21 protein-coding genes and 1 pseudogene are annotated in these 22161 nt (G+C 38.9%); all 22 read right to left on the bottom strand.

Features of this window, described 5'->3' with window-relative positions; all coding sequences use genetic code 11:
* Nucleotides 1–10: 10 nt before the first annotated feature.
* On the bottom strand, nt 11–289 hold the full coding sequence (locus MUB24_RS01895) for a DUF503 domain-containing protein (protein ID WP_244700418.1): 279 nt from the start codon (nt 287–289) through the stop codon (nt 11–13).
* Complete coding sequence (gene infB / locus MUB24_RS01890) at nt 286–2589, bottom strand: translation initiation factor IF-2 (protein WP_244700415.1); 2304 nt, start codon at nt 2587–2589, stop codon at nt 286–288. Before infB ends, MUB24_RS01895 begins: the two co-directional genes overlap by 4 nt.
* A 15-nt stretch (nt 2590–2604) precedes the next feature.
* Nucleotides 2605–2913, bottom strand: a complete 309-nt coding sequence (locus tag MUB24_RS01885; protein WP_396426685.1) for a YlxQ family RNA-binding protein — start codon at nt 2911–2913, stop codon at nt 2605–2607.
* Nucleotides 2910–3188 carry an RNase P modulator RnpM gene (gene rnpM / locus MUB24_RS01880; protein WP_244700412.1) on the bottom strand — a complete coding sequence of 93 codons (279 nt, stop codon included), beginning with the start codon at nt 3186–3188 and terminating at the stop codon, nt 2910–2912. The genes MUB24_RS01885 and rnpM overlap by 4 nt, the downstream gene beginning before the upstream one ends.
* Before the next feature lie 12 nt (nt 3189–3200).
* Nucleotides 3201–4328, bottom strand: a complete 1128-nt coding sequence (gene nusA / locus MUB24_RS01875; protein ID WP_244700409.1) for a transcription termination factor NusA — start codon at nt 4326–4328, stop codon at nt 3201–3203.
* A 15-nt stretch (nt 4329–4343) separates the two neighbouring features.
* Nucleotides 4344–4811, bottom strand: a complete 468-nt coding sequence (gene rimP / locus MUB24_RS01870) for a ribosome maturation factor RimP (protein ID WP_244700406.1) — start codon at nt 4809–4811, stop codon at nt 4344–4346.
* A 173-nt stretch (nt 4812–4984) separates the two neighbouring features.
* Nucleotides 4985–9304 carry a PolC-type DNA polymerase III gene (locus MUB24_RS01865; RefSeq protein WP_244700403.1) on the bottom strand — a complete coding sequence of 1440 codons (4320 nt, stop codon included), beginning with the start codon at nt 9302–9304 and terminating at the stop codon, nt 4985–4987.
* Nucleotides 9305–9367: 63 nt separating this feature from the next.
* Nucleotides 9368–11060 (bottom strand): annotated as a pseudogene (locus MUB24_RS01860) (proline--tRNA ligase).
* A gap of 24 nt (nt 11061–11084) precedes the next feature.
* Complete coding sequence (gene rseP, locus MUB24_RS01855) at nt 11085–12350, bottom strand: RIP metalloprotease RseP (RefSeq protein ID WP_244700401.1); 1266 nt, start codon at nt 12348–12350, stop codon at nt 11085–11087.
* A gap of 18 nt (nt 12351–12368) precedes the next feature.
* Complete coding sequence (gene dxr / locus MUB24_RS01850) at nt 12369–13511, bottom strand: 1-deoxy-D-xylulose-5-phosphate reductoisomerase (RefSeq protein WP_244700398.1); 1143 nt, start codon at nt 13509–13511, stop codon at nt 12369–12371.
* 37 nt (nt 13512–13548) lie between these two features.
* Nucleotides 13549–14343 carry a phosphatidate cytidylyltransferase gene (locus MUB24_RS01845; protein ID WP_244700394.1) on the bottom strand — a complete coding sequence of 265 codons (795 nt, stop codon included), beginning with the start codon at nt 14341–14343 and terminating at the stop codon, nt 13549–13551.
* Nucleotides 14340–15137 (bottom strand): undecaprenyl pyrophosphate synthase, encoded by a 798-nt coding sequence (locus tag MUB24_RS01840; protein ID WP_244700391.1) that lies wholly within the window; start codon nt 15135–15137, stop codon nt 14340–14342. The genes MUB24_RS01845 and MUB24_RS01840 overlap by 4 nt, the downstream gene beginning before the upstream one ends.
* A 300-nt stretch (nt 15138–15437) precedes the next feature.
* Nucleotides 15438–15995, bottom strand: a complete 558-nt coding sequence (gene frr / locus MUB24_RS01835; protein ID WP_244700389.1) for a ribosome recycling factor — start codon at nt 15993–15995, stop codon at nt 15438–15440.
* Entirely contained in the window at nt 15995–16720 is a 726-nt protein-coding gene (gene pyrH / locus MUB24_RS01830) for a UMP kinase (RefSeq protein WP_244700385.1), read from the bottom strand. The genes frr and pyrH overlap by 1 nt, the downstream gene beginning before the upstream one ends.
* 71 nt (nt 16721–16791) lie before the next feature.
* On the bottom strand, nt 16792–17673 hold the full coding sequence (gene tsf / locus MUB24_RS01825; protein ID WP_244700382.1) for a translation elongation factor Ts: 882 nt from the start codon (nt 17671–17673) through the stop codon (nt 16792–16794).
* A gap of 108 nt (nt 17674–17781) precedes the next feature.
* Nucleotides 17782–18510: a 30S ribosomal protein S2 gene (rpsB, locus tag MUB24_RS01820; protein WP_244700379.1), complete on the bottom strand. Its 729-nt coding sequence runs from the start codon at nt 18508–18510 to the stop codon at nt 17782–17784.
* Between the two features lie 359 nt (nt 18511–18869).
* Nucleotides 18870–19421: a DUF6115 domain-containing protein gene (locus MUB24_RS01815; RefSeq protein ID WP_244700376.1), complete on the bottom strand. Its 552-nt coding sequence runs from the start codon at nt 19419–19421 to the stop codon at nt 18870–18872.
* Between the two features lie 8 nt (nt 19422–19429).
* Nucleotides 19430–19747 carry a hypothetical protein gene (locus MUB24_RS01810; RefSeq protein WP_244700372.1) on the bottom strand — a complete coding sequence of 106 codons (318 nt, stop codon included), beginning with the start codon at nt 19745–19747 and terminating at the stop codon, nt 19430–19432.
* 12 nt (nt 19748–19759) lie between these two features.
* Nucleotides 19760–20524, bottom strand: a complete 765-nt coding sequence (locus MUB24_RS01805; protein ID WP_244700369.1) for a FliA/WhiG family RNA polymerase sigma factor — start codon at nt 20522–20524, stop codon at nt 19760–19762.
* Nucleotides 20525–20567: 43 nt separating this feature from the next.
* Nucleotides 20568–21062 (bottom strand): chemotaxis protein CheD, encoded by a 495-nt coding sequence (locus MUB24_RS01800; RefSeq protein WP_244700365.1) that lies wholly within the window; start codon nt 21060–21062, stop codon nt 20568–20570.
* A gap of 1 nt (nt 21063) precedes the next feature.
* Nucleotides 21064–21696: a chemotaxis protein CheC gene (locus MUB24_RS01795; RefSeq protein WP_244700363.1), complete on the bottom strand. Its 633-nt coding sequence runs from the start codon at nt 21694–21696 to the stop codon at nt 21064–21066.
* Nucleotides 21686–22156, bottom strand: coding sequence for a chemotaxis protein CheW (locus MUB24_RS01790; protein WP_244700361.1), 471 nt, complete (start codon nt 22154–22156; stop codon nt 21686–21688). The genes MUB24_RS01795 and MUB24_RS01790 overlap by 11 nt, the downstream gene beginning before the upstream one ends.
* Nucleotides 22157–22161 lie beyond the last annotated feature (5 nt).

Raw genomic sequence — 22161 nt, 5'->3', positions numbered from 1 at the left:
GCCTTATACCTTATAGCCATTCAAATCTTGTATGGACTCTCTCCCATTCCGGAAAAGAATCTAAAAAATGGAGGGCTCGATCCAATTCCCGTTCTGCAACCTGTCGTGAGGGAGATACAGTAACAAGGGAGATGTTTGACAACTGCCAAACATCCTGATGACCTGTCTCTGCAGCAGATATATTAAACCTTTGTCTCAATCTCGTTAAAGTTCGTTGCAAAACAGCACGCTTTTCTTTTAGGGAGTGCGCCTCATAAATCCTAAATTCTAGTTCCACGAAACCGATCAAGTTCGTTCAATTTCCTTCATGACAAACGCTTCAATAATATCCTCTTCTTTTACATCATTGAAATTCTTAATCGTAATTCCACATTCATACCCTTGGCTAACTTCTTTTACATCGTCTTTAAAGCGTTTCAAATCATCAATTTCGCCTTCATAAATGACAATTCCATTTCGAATGACACGTACTCCACTATCTCGAGTAATTTTCCCATCCGTGACATAAGAACCGGCGATGGTACCAATTTTAGATACCTTAAAGGTTTGTCGGATCTCAGCCTGACCAATGACTACTTCTTTAAATTCAGGATCTAACATCCCTTTCATAGCTGCTTCTATTTCTTCGATTGCTTTATAAATAACTCTGTGAAGACGTACATCCACCTTTTCAGATTCGGCAGCTCGTTTTGCATTCACATCAGGTCGCACATTAAATCCAATCACAATAGCGTTTGAAGCAGCAGCCAGTGTAATATCAGATTCATTAATAGCCCCTACAGCCGTGTGGATGACTTTAATATTAACCCCTTCAACATCTATTTGCTTAAGAGCAGCAGCCAATGCTTCAACAGATCCTTGAACATCCGCTTTTACAATGACATTTAAATCTTTCATTTCCCCCTGCTTCATTTGTTCAAACAATGTGTCTAGGCTAATACGAGAACTCTCACCTCTTGAAGCAAGTAGAGCTTGTTGTGCTCGGGTTTCTCCGATTTGACGTGCACCTTTTTCATCATCAAAAACGACGAAGCGGTCCCCTGCTTGTGGTACATCATTTAGACCTGTGATCTCGACTGGTGTAGATGGTAGAGCTTTTTTTACTCTTCTCCCTATATCATTCACCATTGCTCGAACACGACCAAATGTATTCCCAGCAACAATAGGATCCCCTACTTTCAATGTTCCATTCTGAACAAGTAGGGTTGCAACAGGACCTCTACCTTTATCAAGCTGAGCCTCAATAACAGTCCCGATTGCTTTTCGATTAGGATTAGCCTTTAACTCTTCTACTTCGCTAACTAATAAAATCATCTCAAGAAGATTGTCAAGTCCTTCCCCTTTTAAAGCGGAAATAGGAACAAAAATGGTCTCCCCGCCCCAATCTTCTGGAACAAGGCCATGTTCTGTTAATTCTTGCATGACTCGATCTGGATTAGCGGTCGGCTTATCCATTTTATTAACAGCCACAATAATCGGTACTTCAGCCGCTTTTGCATGATTGATCGCTTCAATCGTTTGCGGCATCACCCCATCGTCCGCAGCCACAACCAGAATCGTAATATCCGTTATTTTAGCACCACGCGCCCTCATTGTCGTAAAAGCAGCATGTCCCGGTGTATCCAGAAATGTAATCAGTTTATCATTTTCTTCAATTTGATAAGCGCCAATATGCTGAGTAATTCCCCCGGCTTCTCCTGCTGTCACTTTCGTGTGGCGCAGGGAATCCAATAAAGTGGTTTTCCCATGATCAACATGACCCATGATCGTAACAACGGCTGGACGTTCCTTCAAATCAGCCTCTTGATCTTCCGTAAAATAAGTCTCAAGATCTGTCGTGTCAACGAGTATTTCTTCTTCTACATTTACGCCATATTCACCACAAATTAATTCAATGGCATCCCGATCCAATTCTTGATTGATTGTCGCCATTACGCCTAGCGCAAAGAGCTTTTTAATAATTTCGGATGGTTCTCTATGCAACTTTTTAGCCAATTCTCCTACAGTTAAAGACTCGGTAAACACAATTTTTTCTGGCAATTCTTTTTGTTTCCTTGGAGCTGGCTGAGTCTGTGTCGGTTTTAGTCTGTTTTTATGATTCTTATTCTGATTCCCTTTTCGATTCTTGTTAAATCCTTTATTTCCATTTTTTGAAGCCGTTTGGTTTGCTTGATTTTTCATATGAGGTTTATTTTGCTCCGTCTTCTGTTTTTTATCTACCCGTTGTTGTCCAGATGCCTGTTTTTCAGATTGATTCGGTTTATTTTGTTTATCGTTTATTTTTGCTTGTGGCTTTTTCGAATCTTTATGAAAAGATGACTTTTGCTGACTGTGATTATGTCGATTTTTCTGATTCGATTGTGTCGGTCTATTTTGACCGTTTTTTTGAGACGACTCCTTTTTGGTATTCGTTTTACCTGGAGATTGCCCGCTTTTTTGATAAGCCGCATCTAGCCGATTGACTGTTTCCGGGTCAATCATCGACATATGATTGCCTACCTCAATATTCATTTCTTTTAATTGATTAATAATTTCTTTACTGGTCGTATTTCGTTTTTTTGCATATTCATAAACTCGTACCTTACTCATCGGTTCACCCCCGTTTTATTCATCGAGCATTGAAGCAAGTTTCGAAGCGAAACCTTCTTCCAGGACTGCCACAACCACTCTTTCGTCCTTTCCAATAGAGTGGCCGAGTTTTACTCTGGATTCTACAAACCGGAAAGGAACATGGTAAAAAGTACATTTATCCTGTAATTTTTTAGAGGTATTCATGGAAGCATCTTTGGAAATTAAGATCAGTTTTGCTTTTTTTGTTTTAATCTCCTTTAGCACCAATTCTTCCCCCGAAATTATTTTTCTAGCTCGATTTGCCAAGCCGAGCAGGTTCATCCAAGGGTCCTGCCTACTCATTTTGACTCCTGATCCTGTGCTAAAGAGAGTAATTCATCATAAAGTGAATCCTCTACCTTCGCATTTAATTGACTAGCAAAAACATTTTTCTTTTTTGCCGTTAAAATAGCCTCTTGATTTAAAGAAACATAAGCTCCCCTTCCAGGCTTTTTCCCTGTTGGGTCTATCGATACTTCTCCTTCTTTGGAACGGACAATTCGAATCATTTCTTTCTTGGGCTTCATTTCCCCAGTTGCTAGGCATTTTCTTAAAGGTATTTTTTTTCGAGCAGCCAATTTTTCTCCCTCCTATTCGATTTCATCTTCGCTTAAATCGAATGTTCCTTCCGAGGTATCCTCATCATGGAAAAACAGACTTTCATCTGAAGGATATATCCCTGCTTCCCGTGCATCTGTTTCACTTTTGATATCGATTTTCCAGCCCGTTAGTTTAGCCGCAAGCCTTGCATTTTGCCCTCTTTTCCCAATAGCAAGTGAAAGTTGGTAATCAGGAACAATAACCGTTGTCGCTTTCTCTTCTTCATTTACAGTTACTTCCAAAACTTTAGAGGGACTTAAAGCATTTGCGACGAAAACTTTTGGATCAGAAGACCATTCCACAATATCAATTTTTTCACCCTTTAATTCATTCACTATCGCTTGAACCCGCGTTCCCTTAGGTCCCACACATGAGCCTACCGGATCTACCTCTTCATTTTCGGTGCTAACGGAAATTTTTGATCGATCCCCTGCCTCCCGGGCTACCGATCTTAATTCTACCGTTCCATCATAAATCTCTGGAACCTCAATTTCAAAAAGTCTTTTCAATAGACCGGGATGGGTGCGGGAAACATAAATTTGGGGACCCTTCGTCGTTTTTTCCACCTTAGTGATATAGACTTTAATTCGGTCATGCGGTTTATACACCTCATTCGGCATTTGTTCACTTTGAGGTAGAATGGCTTCAATTTTCCCAAGACTGACATAAATAAATTTGGAATCATAACGTTGAACAATCCCTGTCATAATATCATCTTCACGGTCAATAAACTCAGAATAAATGATTCCTCTTTCAGCCTCACGGACACGTTGGGTGACGACTTGTTTCGCTGTTTGAGCAGCAATTCTTCCGAAATCCTTCGGTGTAACCTCCAACTCAACGATATCGTCAATTTCATAGGCAGGATTTATTTTTTTCGCTTCATCAATAGAAATTTCTAGTCTTGAATCAAAGACCTCGTCTACTACATCTTTTCTGGCAAACACTCTCATCGTACCCGTATCTAAATTCAGATCAACACGAACATTTTGTGCTTGATTAAAATTCCGTTTATAGGCGGATACGAGCGCAGCTTCAATTGCCTCAATCAAGACTTCTCGACTAATACCCTTTTCTTTTTCTAATATAATGAGAGCATCCAATAATTCCGAGCTCATTAAATGTCATCCCCTTTAAAATTCTACAGCCATTCTTGCCTTCGATATTTTGGCTAGTGGCACTTCAATCGTTTTAATCTGCGTTTTTACTTTCACTTCCATTGTGAGGATCTGATGATCGAAAGCAATGAGACGACCTTCAATCGATTTTTCACCATCTATTGGTTCATACGTATTTATATGAACCTTTTTGCCTACTGCCTTTATGAAGTCTTTTTCTTTTTTCAACGGGCGTTCTGCCCCAGGTGAAGATACTTCCAAAAAATAATTATGAGGAATTGGATCAATCTCATCTAGTTGTGTGCTTAACCGCTCACTCACAAGACCGCATTCTTCAATATCAATTCCACTTTCTTTATCAATAAAAAGGCGCAAGAACCAGTTTTTTCCTTCTTTTACATATTCAGTATCAACTAGCTCTAACCCCATTTCATCAAGAATGGGCCTTGCAAGTTCTTCAACGAGGTCTGTTACTTTACTCATAATTACCTCCAGAATTTCAAAATTATCATTAGATTTGTTGTGACAATACGAAAGAGTGGGGGGCGCCCACTCTTTTTGACAGAGAGTTATTCATAGTATATCCATAAAAAATATACCATAATCAACGTTTAGTTGCAAACACAAAGCTTTATGGAGGCGTAGCATTGTCACAATTAGAATAATGATAATTGATTTTGCTCTGGTAGATCTAATAAAATTCCTTGCTTATCTAGATATTCAATGATTGTTTTTGATACCTTTCCTCTTTTTTGTAAATCTTCTTTTGAAAGAAATTCACCATCTTTTCGAGCTTTGACAATATTTATGGCTGCGTTTGTTCCTAGTCCTGGAATAGCATTGAACGGTGGAATTAAAGCCCCTTCGTCAATGATAAAATCAGTTGCGCTAGAACGATAGAGGTCTACCTGCTTAAATTTAAAGCCTCTTTCACACATTTCAAGGGCTAGTTCCAACACCGTTAAAATACTTTTTTCCTTTGGCGACGCATCTAAACCTTTTGCATTAATTTCCTGAATTCTCGATCGAATGGCATGAGCTCCCCGCACCATTGCCTCAAGATCAAAGTCTTCGGCTCTAACCGTAAAATAGGCCGCATAGTAATAAAGCGGATAATGCACTTTAAAATAAGCAATTCTTACAGCCATTAACACATAAGCAGCCGCATGTGCCTTCGGAAACATATATTTTATCTTTTTACAAGAATCAATATACCATTCTGGTACATTGTTTTTTCTCATTTCTTCTTCCCATTCTGGTGACAATCCTTTTCCCTTACGGACAGATTCCATAATTTTAAAAGCTAAAGAAGATTCCAAGCCTTGATAAATAAGATAAACCATAATATCATCCCGGCAGCCAATGACTTCAGGAAGCGTGCAGGTTTTATTTTGAATTAATTCTTCTGCGTTCCCTAACCATACATCCGTACCATGTGATAGACCTGAAATTTGTACAAGCTCCGAAAAAGTAGACGGTTTTGTATCCTCTAGCATTTGTCGGACAAATCGAGTTCCAAATTCAGGAATACCGAGAGTTCCCGTTTTGCACATAATCTGCTCTTCTGTAACGCCGAGGGATTCGGTCCCCTTAAATAACTTCATCACCTCAGGATCATCGGTTGGGATTGTTTTTGGATCAATGCCACTTAAATCTTGCAGCATTCTAATAACAGTAGGATCATCGTGACCAAGTATGTCTAATTTCAATAAATTGCTATCAATTGAATGGAAATCATAATGAGTTGTCTTCCATTCAGAGCCACTATCATCTGCTGGAAATTGAATAGGCGTAAAATCATATATTTCCATATAATCCGGAACAACAATAATTCCTCCGGGGTGTTGACCTGTCGTCCGCTTTACACCTGTACATCCTTGTACAAGCCTGTCCACTTCCGCCCCTCTTTGCTGAATATTATGATCTTGGGCATACCCTTTTACATAGCCATAAGCAGTCTTCTCCGCAACGGTTCCAATTGTTCCAGCTCGATAGACATAATCTTCTCCAAAAAGTACTTTTGTGTAATTATGGGCCTTTGGCTGATATTCTCCTGAAAAGTTAAGGTCAATATCAGGAACCTTGTCCCCCTTAAAGCCAAGAAAGGTTTCGAAGGGGATATCATGTCCATCTTTCCGATAGGCTGTTCCACATTTTTCACAATTTTTATTCGGTAAATCAAAGCCTGAACCAACTGACCCGTCATCAAAAAACTCGGAATGCTTACATGCTGGACAGACGTAATGCGGTGGTAATGGATTGACCTCTGTAATTTCCGTCATCGTTGCCACAAAGGATGAACCGACTGAACCTCGGGAACCAACTAAATAACCATCATCCAATGATTTTTTAACCAATTTATGAGAAATTAAATAGATCACAGCAAAACCATGTCCAATAATACTTTTTAGTTCCTTTTCAAGTCTCGCTTCAATAATTTCCGGTAAGGGGTCCCCATAAATACTTTTCGCTCGTTCGTAACTCATTGAGCGAATTTCTTCCTCGGCACCTTCGATTTTAGGGGTGTATAGATCATCTTTAATCGGTTTAATCGCATCAAGTTGATCTGCTATCAGATTTGAGTTTTTCACCACAATTTCATGGGCCTTTTCCTCTCCTAGAAAGGAAAATTCAGCTAGCATTTCGTCGGTGGTTCGAAAATGAACAGCCGGGAGCTTGTGCCGATTTAATGGGTTAGCTCCTCCTTGAGAGTTTACTAATATTTGACGATTAATTTTATTTTCTTCATTTAAATAATGGACATTGCCAGTAGCGACAACAGGAATATCCATTTTTTCTCCCATCTTGACGATATTCGTAATGATATCTTCAAGATCTTTTTGATCCCTTACCAGCTCCATCTCAATTAATGGAGCATATACAGGTTTTGGATGCACTTCAAAATAGTCATAAAAACCTGCAACTTTTTCCGCTTCCTGACGTCCTTTTTGCATCATCGCCTCAAACACTTCACCTTGTTGACAGCCTGAACCAATCAGTAAACCTTCTCGATATTTTTCCAAGACGGATCTAGGAATGCGCGGCACTCGATAGAAATATTGAATATGGGAGATCGAAACTAGTTTATATAAATTTTTTAAGCCGATTTCATTTTTTGCTAGAATTGTACAGTGATAGGGTCGAGCACGTTTATACGCCTCTCCTTCTCCCATATAATCATTGAACTGATCATGGTATTCAATCCCTTTTTCAGATGCATCCTTCAACATTTTTAAAAACAAATAGCCAGTAGCCTCTGCATCATAAATAGCACGGTGATGTTGAGTAAGGTCAATATCGAATTTTTTAGCCAATGTATTTAATCGATGATTTTTCAATTGCGGGTATAGAAATCTAGCGAGTTCTAATGTATCAATAACTGGATTTTTCGATTTTCCTAAATCAAACTTTTGATAACCTGTATTTAAAAACCCCATGTCAAAGCTGGCGTTATGAGCAACATAAATGGCATCCCCCGTCCATTCATGAAATTGACGAAGCACTTGATCAATGTCTGGTGCATTTTGAACCATTTCATCGGTTATACCAGTAAGCTCAATTGTTGTTGCGGAAAGTGGATGATGAGGATTCGCAAACCTCTCAAAAGTGTCGATGATTTCACCATCACGAATCTTTACAGCAGCTAATTCAATAATCGTATCATAAATCGCTGAAAGACCCGTTGTTTCCACATCAAAAACCACAAACTCTGAATCTTCTAATCTAAGATGGCTGCTATTATAAGCAATCGGTACACCATCATCTACAAGATTTGCTTCTAATCCATATACAATTTTCATATCATGTTTTTTTCCAGCATTAAAAGCCTCTGGAAATGATTGAACAACAGCATGATCGGTTACGGCAATGGCAGAATGTCCCCATTTTTTAGCTTGGGATACATAATTCGACATCGACGTAAGACCATCCATTTGACTCATCGTCGTATGAAGATGAAGTTCTACTCTTTTTTCTTCAGCATGATCGATACGTTCCCTTGGTTTTATTTCGTTTATATCATTTGCTATCATGACAAGATCGCGTACAAATGTATCATTCTGTATACTTCCTCGTACCTTCACCCACATTCCTTTTGTTACCTGTTTAAAGGATTCTGCATCCTCTTTATCCCTAGAAAACATTTTAACTAGGATCGAATCCGTATAATCGGTTAATTTAAACGTTAAGAGTGTACGACCGCTACGAAGCTCCCTTGTTTCTGCAGCGAAAATATACCCTTCTGCTGTCACTCTTCTTTCCTCATCAACAATATTTTTCAAACTTGTGATTTCTTCCGTTGGATTGATTGTGATCCCAATTGTCAGTGGGCCAGTCGCCATCCCTTTTCTACTTTCTTTTTCAACTTCCTGTTTTTGCATTTCAATTACAGCTTGTTGTGCGCGTTCCTGATCTTCCTTTTGCTTCGCTTCAATAAATTTCTGATATTCCTCATCTGTTGACTGTTGATCCATCACTTGTCCATCCAGAAGAAGAGGAGGAAAGCCAAATTTCTGATAAATATCTTGGATCCATTGACCATATTTTCCTTTGAGAGTTTGTATTTCCGTATCATTACGTGTTCGAATGAAAATCGTGTTCCCATTTACTTGCGGTACTTGATTATGTAATAGGGAAAGCAACATCGGGGAAATCCCATCTAGTTCCTTGAGACAATGTGACCAATAGGCTTGCACCAATTCCTCTGTAATGGTGGAGTCTGTTGTCTTAATTTGAAAAGTAACAGAAGCAATATGGTGAAAAGTGTGTTGGAGTTTTTCGGTTAATTGAATAAATAGTTCATAAGGAAGTACCTTTTCAAAAGTAAAATAAAAATGCCATTTTTTTTCTGCTCGATCGACAGCTAACTTCGTAATCTCTGCATGATGAAAAAATGGAATCATAGTATCATCCGTTAATCCAATTTGTTGCAAAAGCACTTGAAATCTTTCTTTTCTTGAGGCAGGATTATTAGCCATCTTTCTCTCCTCCATCCTTTTATGCTATTCAACGGAAGCGGGTACCCGCTTAGGGGCACCTTGTTATTCCTGATCGTCTAATAGATATTTTACAGCTGCAAGAACTTCATCTTTATGAATTTCTGCCACATCCTCAGAGCTTCGCGATTTGATCTCCACAATATCGTCCGACGCTTTCTTACCTATTGTTATTCTAATAGGCAGCCCAATTAAGTCCGCATCTTTAAATTTCACACCTGGACGTTCTAATCGATCATCTAGTAAAACTTCATATCCTTGAGTCTGCAATTTTTTATATAAACTTTCCGTAAGTTCTTTTTGTTCCTCTTGCTTTAGATTGATAGGAATAAGGTGAATTTGGTAAGGAGCGATGTTTTAAGGCCATTTCAAGCCATATTCGTCATTATATTGCTCCGCTATCGCAGAAAGTGTCCGGGAAACCCCGATTCCATAACATCCCATAATAATGTTCTGAGACTTTCCATTTTCATCTAAATAGTTCGCCTCAAGCGCTTCACTATATTTTGTCCCTAACTTCAATTCCTTGTGCAAAATGAATCGTTCCATTCCCGTCTGGTGAAGGATCCCCTTCCATAATAAAGCGGAGATCCGCATAGCATTCCACGTTAAAATCTCTGCCTGGTAAAACGCCAGTATAATGATACCCATTTTCATTTGCTCCACATACAGCATTGACCATGAACTGAACAGCATGATCCGCAAATATCCTTATTTTTGCCGGTAAATCAACTGGTCCGATTGAACCAACAGAACATCCCAAAAGCTTCTCAACATCTGAATGCTCCGCTAATGCCACCGAATCGGCTTGCAAGGTTTTCTTCACTTTAATATCATTCACTTCATGGTCACCGCGAACCAAAATCAAGATAAATTGTTCATCCACTTTAAAAACAAGCGACTTTATACAATTTTTTGTCTTTACTTGAAAAAATGTCGATATGTCTTCGATTGTTTTTTGATTCGGTGTTTCGATTTTTGTTAAGGGTTGTTCTGGTTCGTTTGCTCTCTCATATGTACCATTCACTTCAGCCATCTCTATATTCGCAGCATAAGTCGATGAATCAGAGTAGGCAATTGTATCTTCGCCAATCTCAGATAAAACCATAAATTCCTGGGTATCCTTTCCCCCAATTGCCCCTGAATCTGCTAGAACAGCTCGATAATCTAAACCGCATCTTGAAAAAATATTCGTATAAGCCTTGTACATTTTGTCGTAAACTTGATCAAGGCTCTCCTGATTGGCATGAAAGGAATAGGCATCTTTCATAATAAATTCGCGCCCTCGCAACAAACCAAATCTTGGTCGCTTCTCGTCCCGAAATTTCGTTTGAATTCGATATAACGTTAGCGGAAGACGTTTATAAGATTTTAGTTCATCCTTCACGATCGAAGTAATCACTTCTTCATGTGTTGGTCCTAATGCAAATTCACGTCCATGTCTGTCCTTCATTCTCATTAACTCTGCTCCATAGCTATCCCAGCGTCCAGATTCTTGCCAAAGTTCAGCCGGCTGCAATGTGGGCATTAAAATTTCGGCGGCTCCCGCCTTCTCCATTTCCTCTCTAATGATTTTTTCGATTTTATCCAATGTTCTTTTCGCTAGTGGCATATACGTATATACACCGCTAGCTGTTTGCTTAATGAATCCTGCGCGAAGGAGAAGTTGATGGTTTTTTACTTCCGCATCAGCTGGTACCTCCCGAAGCGTTGGAATCAATGTCATACTTTGTCTCATATTGGCACCTCGACCTTTACTCTATTAATGAATAAAAAATCTCTGAATATCATTCCATGTTACGACAATCATCAACAACATAAGGAGCGCAAAACCAATAAAATGAACGACACCTTCCATTTGCCGATCGACTGGTTTTCCTCTTAAAGCTTCAACCCCAAAGAATAAAAGTCGGCCACCATCAAGTGCAGGAATGGGCAAAAGGTTCATAATTCCTAGGTTAATGCTAAGTAAACCAGTCCACCTAAGAAGATTGAGTAACCCTGTTTGTACGACTGTCTCAGTCGTTTTATAAATCCCAACTGGTCCTGATAACATATCGATTGAAAAATTACCTGTAACGAGTTTTCCAAGCAGCTTAAAGATTTCAATCGTCATAAGGTATGTTTCTTGAAACCCGCTAATCGCAATCTTTCCAAATGATTTATCTAAAGCTGACTGAACTCCAATCAAGCCAATCGTTTGGTTTTCTTCCACAACCTCTTTGTCAGGAATAACCGGAATTTCCAATGTTTGATTATTTCTATCAATTGTAAAAACCAATTCCTCATCTGGATGAGCTCTCACAATTGTGGTCATATCTGTAAAAGTCTTCACCTCAGAACCATCAATACTTAAGACAAGATCACCTTTTTGGAATCCAGCCGCTTTTGCCGGGCTATCTGGCAAGACTTTTCCCAATACAGCCTCTTTTACAGGTACACCTTGAACCATACCTATTATAGTAAAAACGACAACAGCTAAAATAAAATTGAAGAGAGGACCCGCAAAAATGGTCATCGCCCTTTGGCTAAGTTTTTTTGAAGCGAATTGGCGATCCCATGGAGCAATTTGAGTCTCTGTTTGATTCTCGACAATAATAGCTTCGCGGGAAATTGAAAATGTTTGTAGGAGATCATCCTCTCCATCTTCATAGCCGCTAATATATAATTTATGTTCTAAATCCGCTTTTTCTACTTCAATGGTTCGCACATTTGGAAAGCGATCTCGACCATTCAGAATAATTTTTGACACTATTCCGTCTTCATCCAGTAGTAGGCCAATTCTATGACCCGGTTTAATTTCCGCCATTTCTGGGTCCTCTCCAGCCATCCTAACATAGCCACCGATGGGGAGTAGACGGATTGTATAAATTGTTTCATTTTTTTTATAAGAAAATACTTTGGGTCCAAATCCGATGGCAAATTCTCTGACTAATATCCCCGATCTTTTTGCAAAGATGAAATGACCAAATTCATGAAAAAAAACAAGAGCGCCGAAAATGATAATAAACGATATAACCGTATTCAATGGACAAAACCACCTTTATTATGAGAGTGAATGAACATAATTTCTTGTCTCCAAATCTACTTCCTGTATCGTTGCTAAATCAGGATGCAGGATATTTTGGTGACGTATAAGGGCTTTTTCGATCAGCTCTTCTATCATTAAAAACGAGATCTTCCCATTTAAAAACTGGTTCACTGCTACTTCATTTGCAGCATTTAAAACGGTTGGCATTGAACCTCCCACTTTTCCTGCTTCATAGGCAAATCGAAGGCAAGGAAATCTCTCCATATCCATTTCTTCAAATTGGAGTTTGCCCACCTTTACTAAATCAAGCGGTGATTCCGACTGAAAGGGCAATCGATCTGGAAAACTTAGAGCGTATTGGATAGGAACTCTCATATCTGGACTTCCTAACTGTGCGATAACACTACTATCATGATACTCCACCATAGAATGAATAATACTTTCCCTATGTAATAGCACATGGATTTGATCATAGGGAATTCCAAACAACCAATGGGCTTCAATCACTTCCAACCCTTTATTCATCATTGTAGCAGAATCAATGGTTATTTTGGAACCCATTGCCCAGTTGGGGTGGAGAAGGGCCTGTTCAAGCGTAACGTTCTCAAGATCCTTCCGTGTTAAATCGCGAAAGCTCCCTCCAGAGGCGGTAAGAATCAATCGCTCCACATTTTTTTGTCTCTCTCCATTTAAACATTGGAAAATAGCGGAATGCTCACTATCAACCGGCATAATGGGTACTTGTTTTTCTTCGGCAGCTTCCATGACAAGATGTCCAGCCGTCACTAATGTCTCTTTATTTGCAAGTGCCACAGGCTTCCCTGCACCAATGGCCCGCAAAGTTGGTTCTAAGCCAACGCTACCCATCACTGCATTCAAAACAATATGTGCCTCTTTACATACAGCCACTTCGATTAAGCCATCTTTTCCATACCCAAAAGTGATCGTTGGATATTCTATTCTCAATTGTTCATAGTCCTCTTTTTCTTGAACTGAAACAAATTCGGGTTGGAATTCCTCCATAATTTTTCTCGTCGCTTGCATATTTTTTCCAGCAGACATTGCGACTAATTTAAAATGTTCCCGATTTTTCCTAATAATATCAAGTGTCTGAGTACCAACTGATCCTGTGGCCCCTAACAAACTGATGAACTTCATTTTTTTCACTCTCCCACGTAAATTTGCCTGTCTAACCTTATGGTAACTTCGTTAACAAAAAATAAAGTAAAGGCATGACAAACAACCAACTATCACAACGATCTAACATGCCACCATGACCTGGAAAAATGCGTCCTGAATCTTTTACACCAAAATGTCGCTTTAAAGCTGATTCGGCCAAATCTCCAAGTTGTCCAAAAATAGATAAGAAAACAGTGATAATCAGTAGTTTAACGGTAGGTATTGGAATAGAAGAGAAAATCGCAAACAATATAGCGACAATGACGGCTGACAGAATTCCCCCAATGAATCCACCAACCGTTTTATTAGGACTAATGTCTGGCCATAATTTGCGCTTCCCTAAATTCTTTCCAATAAAATAGGCCCCTGAATCTGTCAACCAGACAACAAGTAAGGCAAAGAATAATAAAATAAGTCCTTCTTCTCGAGTTTGTACCATATAATAAAAACCTATCCCTACATAAAAAACAGCAAAAAAAGCAAAGCTTGCTTGTTCAAAAGTAAAGGTGTTTTTCACAATGACGGTATAGGAGAGAAAAAGTAAGACAAAAACAAAAGTGGCCTCCATTTTTGACAAATGAAAAATGTTGAATGCTTCATAAAAGGCTGGAGGTAATAGTAAAATCCATAAGAACAATGTTGCTAATAGTCCATGAACAGAAAAAATAGACAGCTTTCTCATTTGAAAAAGTTCAAAAAGAGCGATTGTTGCCATTACATACGTTAATAACAAAAATGGAATGCCACCAATAATGGCGATCGGTACAAAAATAGCTAATAATATTGCAGCGGTTATGATTCTTTGCTTCATCTTTTGGACTCCTCATCATTTAATCCACCATATCGTCTCGTGCGTTGTTGAAAGGCTTCAACAGCTTCGATAAGATGTGTTTCAGAAAAATCCGGCCATAATACATCTGTAAACCATAATTCAGTGTAAGCAATTTGCCATAACATAAAATTACTTAATCGTAATTCCCCACTTGTTCGTATTAATAAATCCGGATCGGAAAGAGCTTGCGTCATTAAATAACGCGAAAAGCATGGACCATTAATGTCTTCAATGGTTAATGCCTCATTTTTTACATCATTTGCTATACTTTTAACGGCATCAATGATTTCAGCCCTTCCCCCATAATTTAATGCAAAATTCAAATTCAAACCCGTATTTTTCGCTGTTTTTCCTATGGCATCATCTACGGCTTTTCTCGTTTTTTGGGGGAGTCGGCTTTCTTCCCCTATCATTGTGACTCTTACATTTTCTTCAATTAATTCCGGTAAAAAACTGCCCAGAAATTCTTCTGGCAGTCCCATTAAATAATCGACTTCAAATTTTGGTCGTTTCCAATTTTCCGTTGAAAATGCATATAATGTCAATGTTTTGATATTTAATTGATTAGCCAGCATCGTTATCTTTCTAACTGTCCTCATACCCTCGTGATGGCCAGCAACACGTGGTAATGCCCGTTTTTTTGCCCATCTTCCATTTCCATCCATAATAATGGCCACATGTTCCGGGCATGGTTGTTCTAATATTCGTGTTACCCTCTCGTTAATCGTGTTTCTTTTTACAGGGGTATTCCATAATTTCATTTTTTTAAACATGAAAGGGTCCTCCATCAGCATTGCATCCTATTTGGCTCCAATCCATATCTTACCATAGGATGGAAAGCGTATCATACACTTTCTAATTATTTATGCAATAACCATGGATACTATTATAAAGAAAAAATCATTATTTGGATAGTTATTAAGAAAAGCGCAAGCGCCTTTAAATAGGTAGAAGGCAAAAGCGCGACGATAATCGCCACGCCGACGGACTCGCATCCTGTGAGCTTCTAGGATTAGACGCTGGAACTAAATCCAAAATAAAACCCCCAATCTTTGTGGGGGCTTTTCAGTTTATTATACTTCTAATACTTCCTGTTCCTTTTCTTTCGTAATCGTTTCAATCTGATTGATATGATCATCCGTTAATTTTTGAATATCATCTGTATAACTACGTAATTCATCCTCTGTAATGTCTCCGGACTTCTCTAGTTTCTTCAAGTCCTCATTTCCATCACGTCTAACGTTTCGAATGACAATTTTCGCATTTTCAGCTTCTTTTTTCACGAGCTTGACTAATTCTTTTCTACGTTCCTCTGTTAGTTGTGGAATCGTTAGTCGAATTAATGAACCATCATTAGCCGGATTTAGGCCAAGGTCTGATTTCAAAATGGCTTTTTCAATATCACCAATACTTGTCTTATCATATGGTTGAATCACTAACATCCTCGCTTCCGGGACGGAAATGGATGCCAGTTGATTCACTGGTGTTGGTGCTCCATAATAATCAACTAAAATTTTGTCTAAAAGAGAGGCATTTGCTCGACCGGCCCGTATACTAGAAAGTTCTCGTCTATAAGCCTGAATCGCTTTTTCCATCTTGGCTTTAGTGCTTGAAATCACTTGTTTTGTCATTATTCTTTCCCCCTTACTAATGTTCCGATTTGCTCGCCCATCACGGCTCGTTTTACATTACCATTTTCGGTGAACGAAAAGACAATAAGCGGTATATCATTATCCATACATAAAGATGAAGCTGTTGAATCCATGACTCCTAAACCTTCTTTTAGAACGTCTAGATAGGAGAGCTGTTCATATTTTTTTGCTTCTTTATCCAGCTTTGGATCTGCATTGTAAACACCATCAACATTATTCTTGGCCATTAAGATGACTTCAGCTTCTATTTCTGCTGCTCGTAATGCCGCTGTTGTATCAGTGGAGAAGTAAGGATTACCTGTTCCTGCTGCAAAAATAACAACTCGATGTTTTTCGAGATGGCGAATCGCTCTTCTTCGAATATAAGGTTCAGCCACTTGACGCATATCAATCGAGGTTTGCACACGTGTTTCAATCCCAAGCTGTTCAAGGCTATCCTGGAGAGCCAATGAATTCATCACAGTGGCCAACATCCCCATATAATCGGCGGTAGCCCGGTCCATGCCCATTTCACTACCTATTTTCCCACGCCAAATGTTGCCACCACCAACAACGACCGCTACTTCAACATCCAATTCTGCAATTTCTTTTATTTGTTTGGCAATCGACTTGATGACGGACGGGTTAATACCAAACCCATCTGCTCCTGCCAAAGCCTCGCCGCTGAGCTTTAGTACAACTCGTTTATATTTTGGGTTGTCCATATGAACCTCCAATGTCGTGTAATATGTATGTTTTTTAAAATAGGGAACACGATGTGCTCCCTAAATGTTTGTTATTTTTTAATTTGACTCATCACTTCATCGGCAAAATTCTCTTGGCGCTTTTCCAAACCTTCTCCTACTTCATAACGTACGAAATCAGTAACCGTAGCCCCTTTTGCTTCAACAAATTTACGAACCTTCTGATCAGGATCTTTTACGAAAGATTGATCAAGAAGACAAATTTGTTCAAAGAATTTACCTAAACGTCCTTCAACCATTTTTTCAACGATTTTTTCAGGTTTTCCTTCATTCAACGCTTGCTGAGTCAAAACTTGACGTTCATGGTCCACCTCTTCAGCTGAAACCTGATCACGAGAGACATATTTAGGGTTGATAGCAGCAACATGCATCGCAACATCCTTGGCAACAGCTTGATCTGTTGTGCCTTCAAGAACGGTTAGGACACCAATTTTACCACCCATATGCAAATATTCGCCGAAAGCTGCATGATCAGATTTTGTTTTTACTTCAAAACGGCGTAAAGTGATTTTCTCACCAATTTTGGCAATGGCGCTATTGATATATTCTGAAACTGATTGCCCATTGTCCATTTTTTGTTCTAGTGCTTCTTCAACAGATGCTGGATTATTCTTGAGTAAATGCTCGGCTAATTGCTTTACTAGCTCTTGGAAAGAATCGTTTTTAGCAACGAAGTCTGTTTCGGCATTCACCTCGAGAATGACTGCTTTATTTCCTTCACTCAAAATAAAAGTTGTTCCTTCAGCAGCAATGCGATCCGCTTTCTTAGCCGCAGATGCCATTCCTTTTTCACGGAGGAAATCAACAGCCTCTTCCATATTCCCATTTGTTTCGGTTAAAGCTTTTTTACAATCCAACATACCTGCACCCGTTTTTTCGCGCAGTTCTTTTACCATTTGTGCCGTAACTGCCATGTGTAAAGTCCTCCTTATTCTGCATTCTTTTAAAAAAGGTGATAAGTGTTTACCACTTCATCACCTTTTTTTCGTCACGATTATGAATTGGCTTGTTTCATAACACTATTAGACAGTAGCTGTATCAGATGCTTCCTCAACCTCTTCAACTTCCGCTTCTTTTTGTACTTCTAGCAAAGCATCCGCCATTTTAGAAGTTAATAATTTAACCGCACGGATGGCATCATCATTTGCTGGAATCACATAATCGATTTCATCTGGATCACAGTTTGTATCAACAATACCAACAATCGGAATATTTAATTTGCGTGCTTCTGCAACAGCAATTCTTTCTTTACGTGGGTCAATAATGAAAATGGCGTCAGGAAGAGTTTTCATATCTTTAATGCCACCTAAAAAGCGAACAAGTCGATCATATTCCTTCTTCAACATGACCACTTCTTTTTTAGGTAGTACTTCAAACGTTCCGTCTTCTTCCATCTTTTCAATGGCTTTTAAACGTTCAATTCTAGATTGGATCGTTTCAAAATTGGTTAAAGTTCCACCAAGCCAGCGATGGTTCACAAAATAATGGCCGGCGCGTTCTGCTTCATCTTTAACAGATTCTTGTGCTTGTTTTTTTGTACCTACAAAAAGTACTTTCCCATTATTCTCGGCAATCTCTCTCATGAAATTGTAAGCTTCTTCGACCTTTTTAACTGTTTTTTGTAGATCGATAATATAAATACCGTTACGTTCCGTAAAAATGTATTTTTTCATTTTTGGATTCCAACGGCGTGTTTGGTGTCCGAAATGAACACCTGCTTCAAGTAATTGCTTCATTGAAATAACTGACATTCTATTTCCTCCTTGGTTTTTATCCTCCGCTCTGGTCATTTTTTGTGCAGACTGTTTAGAAAAACGCAAGCGCCTTTAAATAGGAAGAACGGCTAAAAGCGCGACGTTCTGTCGCAACGCCGTTCTGACCCGCATCCTGCCGGCCTCCGACAAGCAAATGTTCTGAGACAAGAAAAGTCCGGTTTTGACTTTTATTGTCTCAGGTTATTTGACCTCGAGGGGCTAGGCGCTGGAGTTAGACCAAAGAAAAACGCAAGCGCCTATCTAGCTTTTTAAAACAGCACCATGCAACAAAATCGCAGAACGTGTGTATTAACACCATCAATGAATATAGCATAAACAAACTGTCATATCAAGTGCTAAGTGTGCATATCTTTAAATTTTAAGGCAAGATTTACTTCTGTTTTTCCTCTATTTAATCGCTGGGCGATTTCCTCAGATGACATTCCTTGTGAGTGTAAAGAATGAACTTGATCTGTAAATCGCTTTATTTCGGTCGAATTCTCTTTCTTTTCCTCTTGTTTGTTGTCCGCCAATTGACCCTGATTGTTCTTATTATAAGCATTTTCTGCTTGCATTTTAGAAAAATTCTTCGTCTGCACTACAGGTTGTTTTTCCTTTTTTGCTTCTTTTTTTAAACCAACAATTTGCTCTTCTTTTTCCCGATTTAGTTCCCCTTTATCCTTACTACTTATCCCTTTTTGTCGTTCATCCAACTTAGAAAGATATCGTTGGTTTTCTTCCTTTATCTCTAGCAAAAAGCTTGTCATTAATTCCTCTGTTTCTGCTTGTACTTTTTTCTGTGCTGTTTCCATTTCCATCAGTCGATTTTGCCTCATGAATAATAACACAACAGCGAAAATGAGTAATGCGTTTAAAATGAATAATAGGAAAATTAGTACACTTATCAATTGTATCCCTACCCGCTGTAGTCAATTCTATTTCCTTTATAAGGATGATTGTCACGGTTCTTCTTTTCTGTCGATTTGTTTCTTCTGTTTGTATGGGGCTGTTGTGGGTGATTCTGCTGACTAGAACCATCCTCTTCCCTTAATTGCAGCTCCACTTTTTCTTCTAAATGATTGACCGATTCCCGATCTCGCTTCAGCTTTTCCTCTATCTCCTCGCTCACCTGTTCAGACATGTTCTGGCCTCTTTGCTGCAGCTGTTCCGTAATTTTCCCAGCCTCCATTGTCCGGGGAAGAGCAACCTGCAATTCAATCGATTTCAGACTCATGATTTCCTCCCATTACTGTTTTTTTAAAAGAATCTCTTTTAATTTTGACAATGTCTTAGAATGGATTTGAGAAATTCTGGAGGTGGATAATTGCATAATCTCGCCAATTTCGGTAAATGTAAGTTCTTCCTTATAAAATAAGCTCAGTACTAATTGCTCTTTTTCATTTAAATCTTTGATCGCTTCCGCTAATTCAACAAGCCATTCTTTCTTTACCAACTGTTCTTCAGGGCTTAAGGACTCTTGATCCTTAATCGAATGAATATAATAATCATTTTCTTCGTGAATCCCAATTTTTTCATCTATAGAAAGCATACTAGAGAAAATATGTTCATTCATCACTCTACTTACTTCATCTTCCGAATACTCACAGCTTTTCGCTATTTCACTTATGGTCGGTTTCCGCATGAAATGCTGTTCAAGCTCATTGGTTACGGCCTCAATTTTTTTTACCTTTTCCCTTGTGCTTCTTGGCAGCCAATCTTCCTTCCTCAATCCGTCAATAACAGCACCTCTAATTCTAAAAGAGGCGTATGTATCAAATTTAAGATCACGGGATATGTCAAACTTATTGAGTGCATCCAATAATCCTGTCATCCCTAAGCTTTGTAATTCTTCTCTGCTAACATTTTTGGGAAGTCCTACAGCTATGCGCTGAACATGGTAGGATACTAAGGGCATATATTTCTTCATTAACCTGTTTCCTGCATCGGCATCCCGAGAATGTATCCATAAATCCCAACTTTTTTGCTCATCAAGCGGTGGTGAGTTCGACATCCTATCTCCTCCTCCCTCACATGCACAAGCCTTCCGTGCAGATCTAAATTTCTATATTGCCTTGGTAAGCCTTTCTGATGTGTAAAATGGATGTTTCGGGAACAAATTCAATTGTTCTCCCACTATTTCCCCCTGTATCTTCTGCTACGAGGGGGATATTTAGCTGCTTTAGTTGTTGCTTCACCGAATCCACGTTTCTTGGACCGATTCTCATTTGTTCATTTTGGTTGGCAAAATGAAACATTTGCGCCCCTCCAGCGATCTTAGCCATTAATTGATTCCGACTAGCACCCATTGCAACCAAATCGATTACCAACTTCCTCAGAGCAGTATCTGCAAACTTTGCTGTATTTATTTGCTTGCTACCTTTAGCAAGTGATGAATCAGGCAACATAATATGGGCAAGTCCAGCTATCTTTGAATGTTTATCATAAATCACAACACCTACACAGGAACCAAGCCCTGACGTTCTAATCGTATCAGGTGCCTTGACAACATCCATATCTGCTATACCTACACGAACCACTGTTTCAATCATTTTATTCGACTCCAAGCGTTTGAAAAATAGTTGCAAATGAGCTTGGATCAGGCAATAGAAAAAAATGTCCTTTTACGCATTCTAAATCATTCTTATCCTCTTCATCCAATGCAGCATCAATGACAATGGCGTAATCCTGAGTGTGAGAAAGTTCAATTAAGCCAAAGCTCATAATGGCACCCGCCATGTCGATAGCAATAGAGGGAACAGAAGCCTGTAATCTTAACCCTGTAAAATCGGATAGAGAAGATAAGTAAGAACCCATTAGAATATTGCCTAATTCCTGCATCGCAGACAAAGCCATTTCTGAATAAGGCGGTTGCGAAAAGGAGAAAGTTGTATCCTGTGTAACCTTTTGGACCAACTTTGTTGCCTGTTGGAGCGGTAGAATAAAAAACATACTACCGGAAGCATCCCCTTCTAGTCTTAGAAATACGGCTGTCACGATGTTATCATAACCTCCGGCCAATTCGAGCATTTGATCAAAGGTCACTATTCTTGCGGTGGGCACCTTCATTTCAATATTCTTTCCTGTTAAAACCGATAAAGCGGTAGCGGCGTTTCCAGCACAAATATTCCCAATTTCTTTCAAAACATCAAGATGAAAAGGGGTTATTTTCCTTTCAATATCCATTGTTTATTTTCCTTAATTCAGGTGGTTTCATCGTCTTTTCTAAATCAAGTAGAATGAATAGTCTATGATCCATATTTGCTACCCCTGAAATATATTCTTCAGCAACAGACCCTGCCACATTCGGGCATGGTTCAATCATTCCAGCAGGAATATCTAAGACATCATTTGCTTCATCAACAATCATGCCTACTGTCATTTCATCCCATGTGACGATAATGATTCGTGTACTATTTAAATACTCTGAATCTCCCATATTAAAGCGTTTTTTAAGATCAATGATTGGAATGATAATCCCTCGTAAATTAATGACACCTTTAATAAATGGAGGCATGTTTGGTACTCTTGTAATAGGATGCATTTTTTCAATGGCCGTTACATATTCTGCAGAAATACAATATTCTTTTTGATTTAATGTAAAGACAACCACTTTTTTCTCAGAAGCCATGACCGTTTTACTCACTATTT

The sequence above is a fragment of the Lederbergia sp. NSJ-179 genome (genome assembly GCF_022867885.1).
Classification (GTDB): Bacteria; Bacillota; Bacilli; order Bacillales; family Bacillaceae_C; genus Lederbergia.
The sequence above is the reverse complement of the archived record's forward strand: the minus strand, read 5'-3'. Positions and strand labels throughout refer to the sequence as shown.

Excerpts from the sequence above, each read along its gene's own strand:
- MUB24_RS01795 (WP_244700363.1), bottom strand. The coding sequence starts at position 21,696 with ATGGATATTGAAAGGAAAATAACCCCTTTTCATCTTGATGTTTTGAAA.
- rimP (WP_244700406.1), bottom strand. The coding sequence starts at position 4,811 with ATGAGTAAAGTAACAGACCTCGTTGAAGAACTTGCAAGGCCCATTCTT.
- MUB24_RS01840 (WP_244700391.1), bottom strand. The coding sequence starts at position 15,137 with ATGTTTAAAAAAATGAAATTATGGAATACCCCTGTAAAAAGAAACACG.
- tsf (WP_244700382.1), bottom strand. The coding sequence starts at position 17,673 with ATGGCAGTTACGGCACAAATGGTAAAAGAACTGCGCGAAAAAACGGGT.
- MUB24_RS01845 (WP_244700394.1), bottom strand. The coding sequence starts at position 14,343 with ATGAAGCAAAGAATCATAACCGCTGCAATATTATTAGCTATTTTTGTA.
- pyrH (WP_244700385.1), bottom strand. The coding sequence starts at position 16,720 with ATGGACAACCCAAAATATAAACGAGTTGTACTAAAGCTCAGCGGCGAG.
- MUB24_RS01805 (WP_244700369.1), bottom strand. The coding sequence starts at position 20,524 with ATGTCGAACTCACCACCGCTTGATGAGCAAAAAAGTTGGGATTTATGG.
- dxr (WP_244700398.1), bottom strand. The coding sequence starts at position 13,511 with ATGAAGTTCATCAGTTTGTTAGGGGCCACAGGATCAGTTGGTACTCAG.
- frr (WP_244700389.1), bottom strand. The coding sequence starts at position 15,995 with ATGACAAAACAAGTGATTTCAAGCACTAAAGCCAAGATGGAAAAAGCG.
- nusA (WP_244700409.1), bottom strand. The coding sequence starts at position 4,328 with ATGAGCTCGGAATTATTGGATGCTCTCATTATATTAGAAAAAGAAAAG.
- MUB24_RS01885 (WP_396426685.1), bottom strand. The coding sequence starts at position 2,913 with ATGAGTAGGCAGGACCCTTGGATGAACCTGCTCGGCTTGGCAAATCGA.
- MUB24_RS01865 (WP_244700403.1), bottom strand. The coding sequence starts at position 9,304 with ATGGCTAATAATCCTGCCTCAAGAAAAGAAAGATTTCAAGTGCTTTTG.
- MUB24_RS01810 (WP_244700372.1), bottom strand. The coding sequence starts at position 19,747 with ATGAGTCTGAAATCGATTGAATTGCAGGTTGCTCTTCCCCGGACAATG.
- rpsB (WP_244700379.1), bottom strand. The coding sequence starts at position 18,510 with ATGTCAGTTATTTCAATGAAGCAATTACTTGAAGCAGGTGTTCATTTC.
- MUB24_RS01800 (WP_244700365.1), bottom strand. The coding sequence starts at position 21,062 with ATGATTGAAACAGTGGTTCGTGTAGGTATAGCAGATATGGATGTTGTC.
- infB (WP_244700415.1), bottom strand. The coding sequence starts at position 2,589 with ATGAGTAAGGTACGAGTTTATGAATATGCAAAAAAACGAAATACGACC.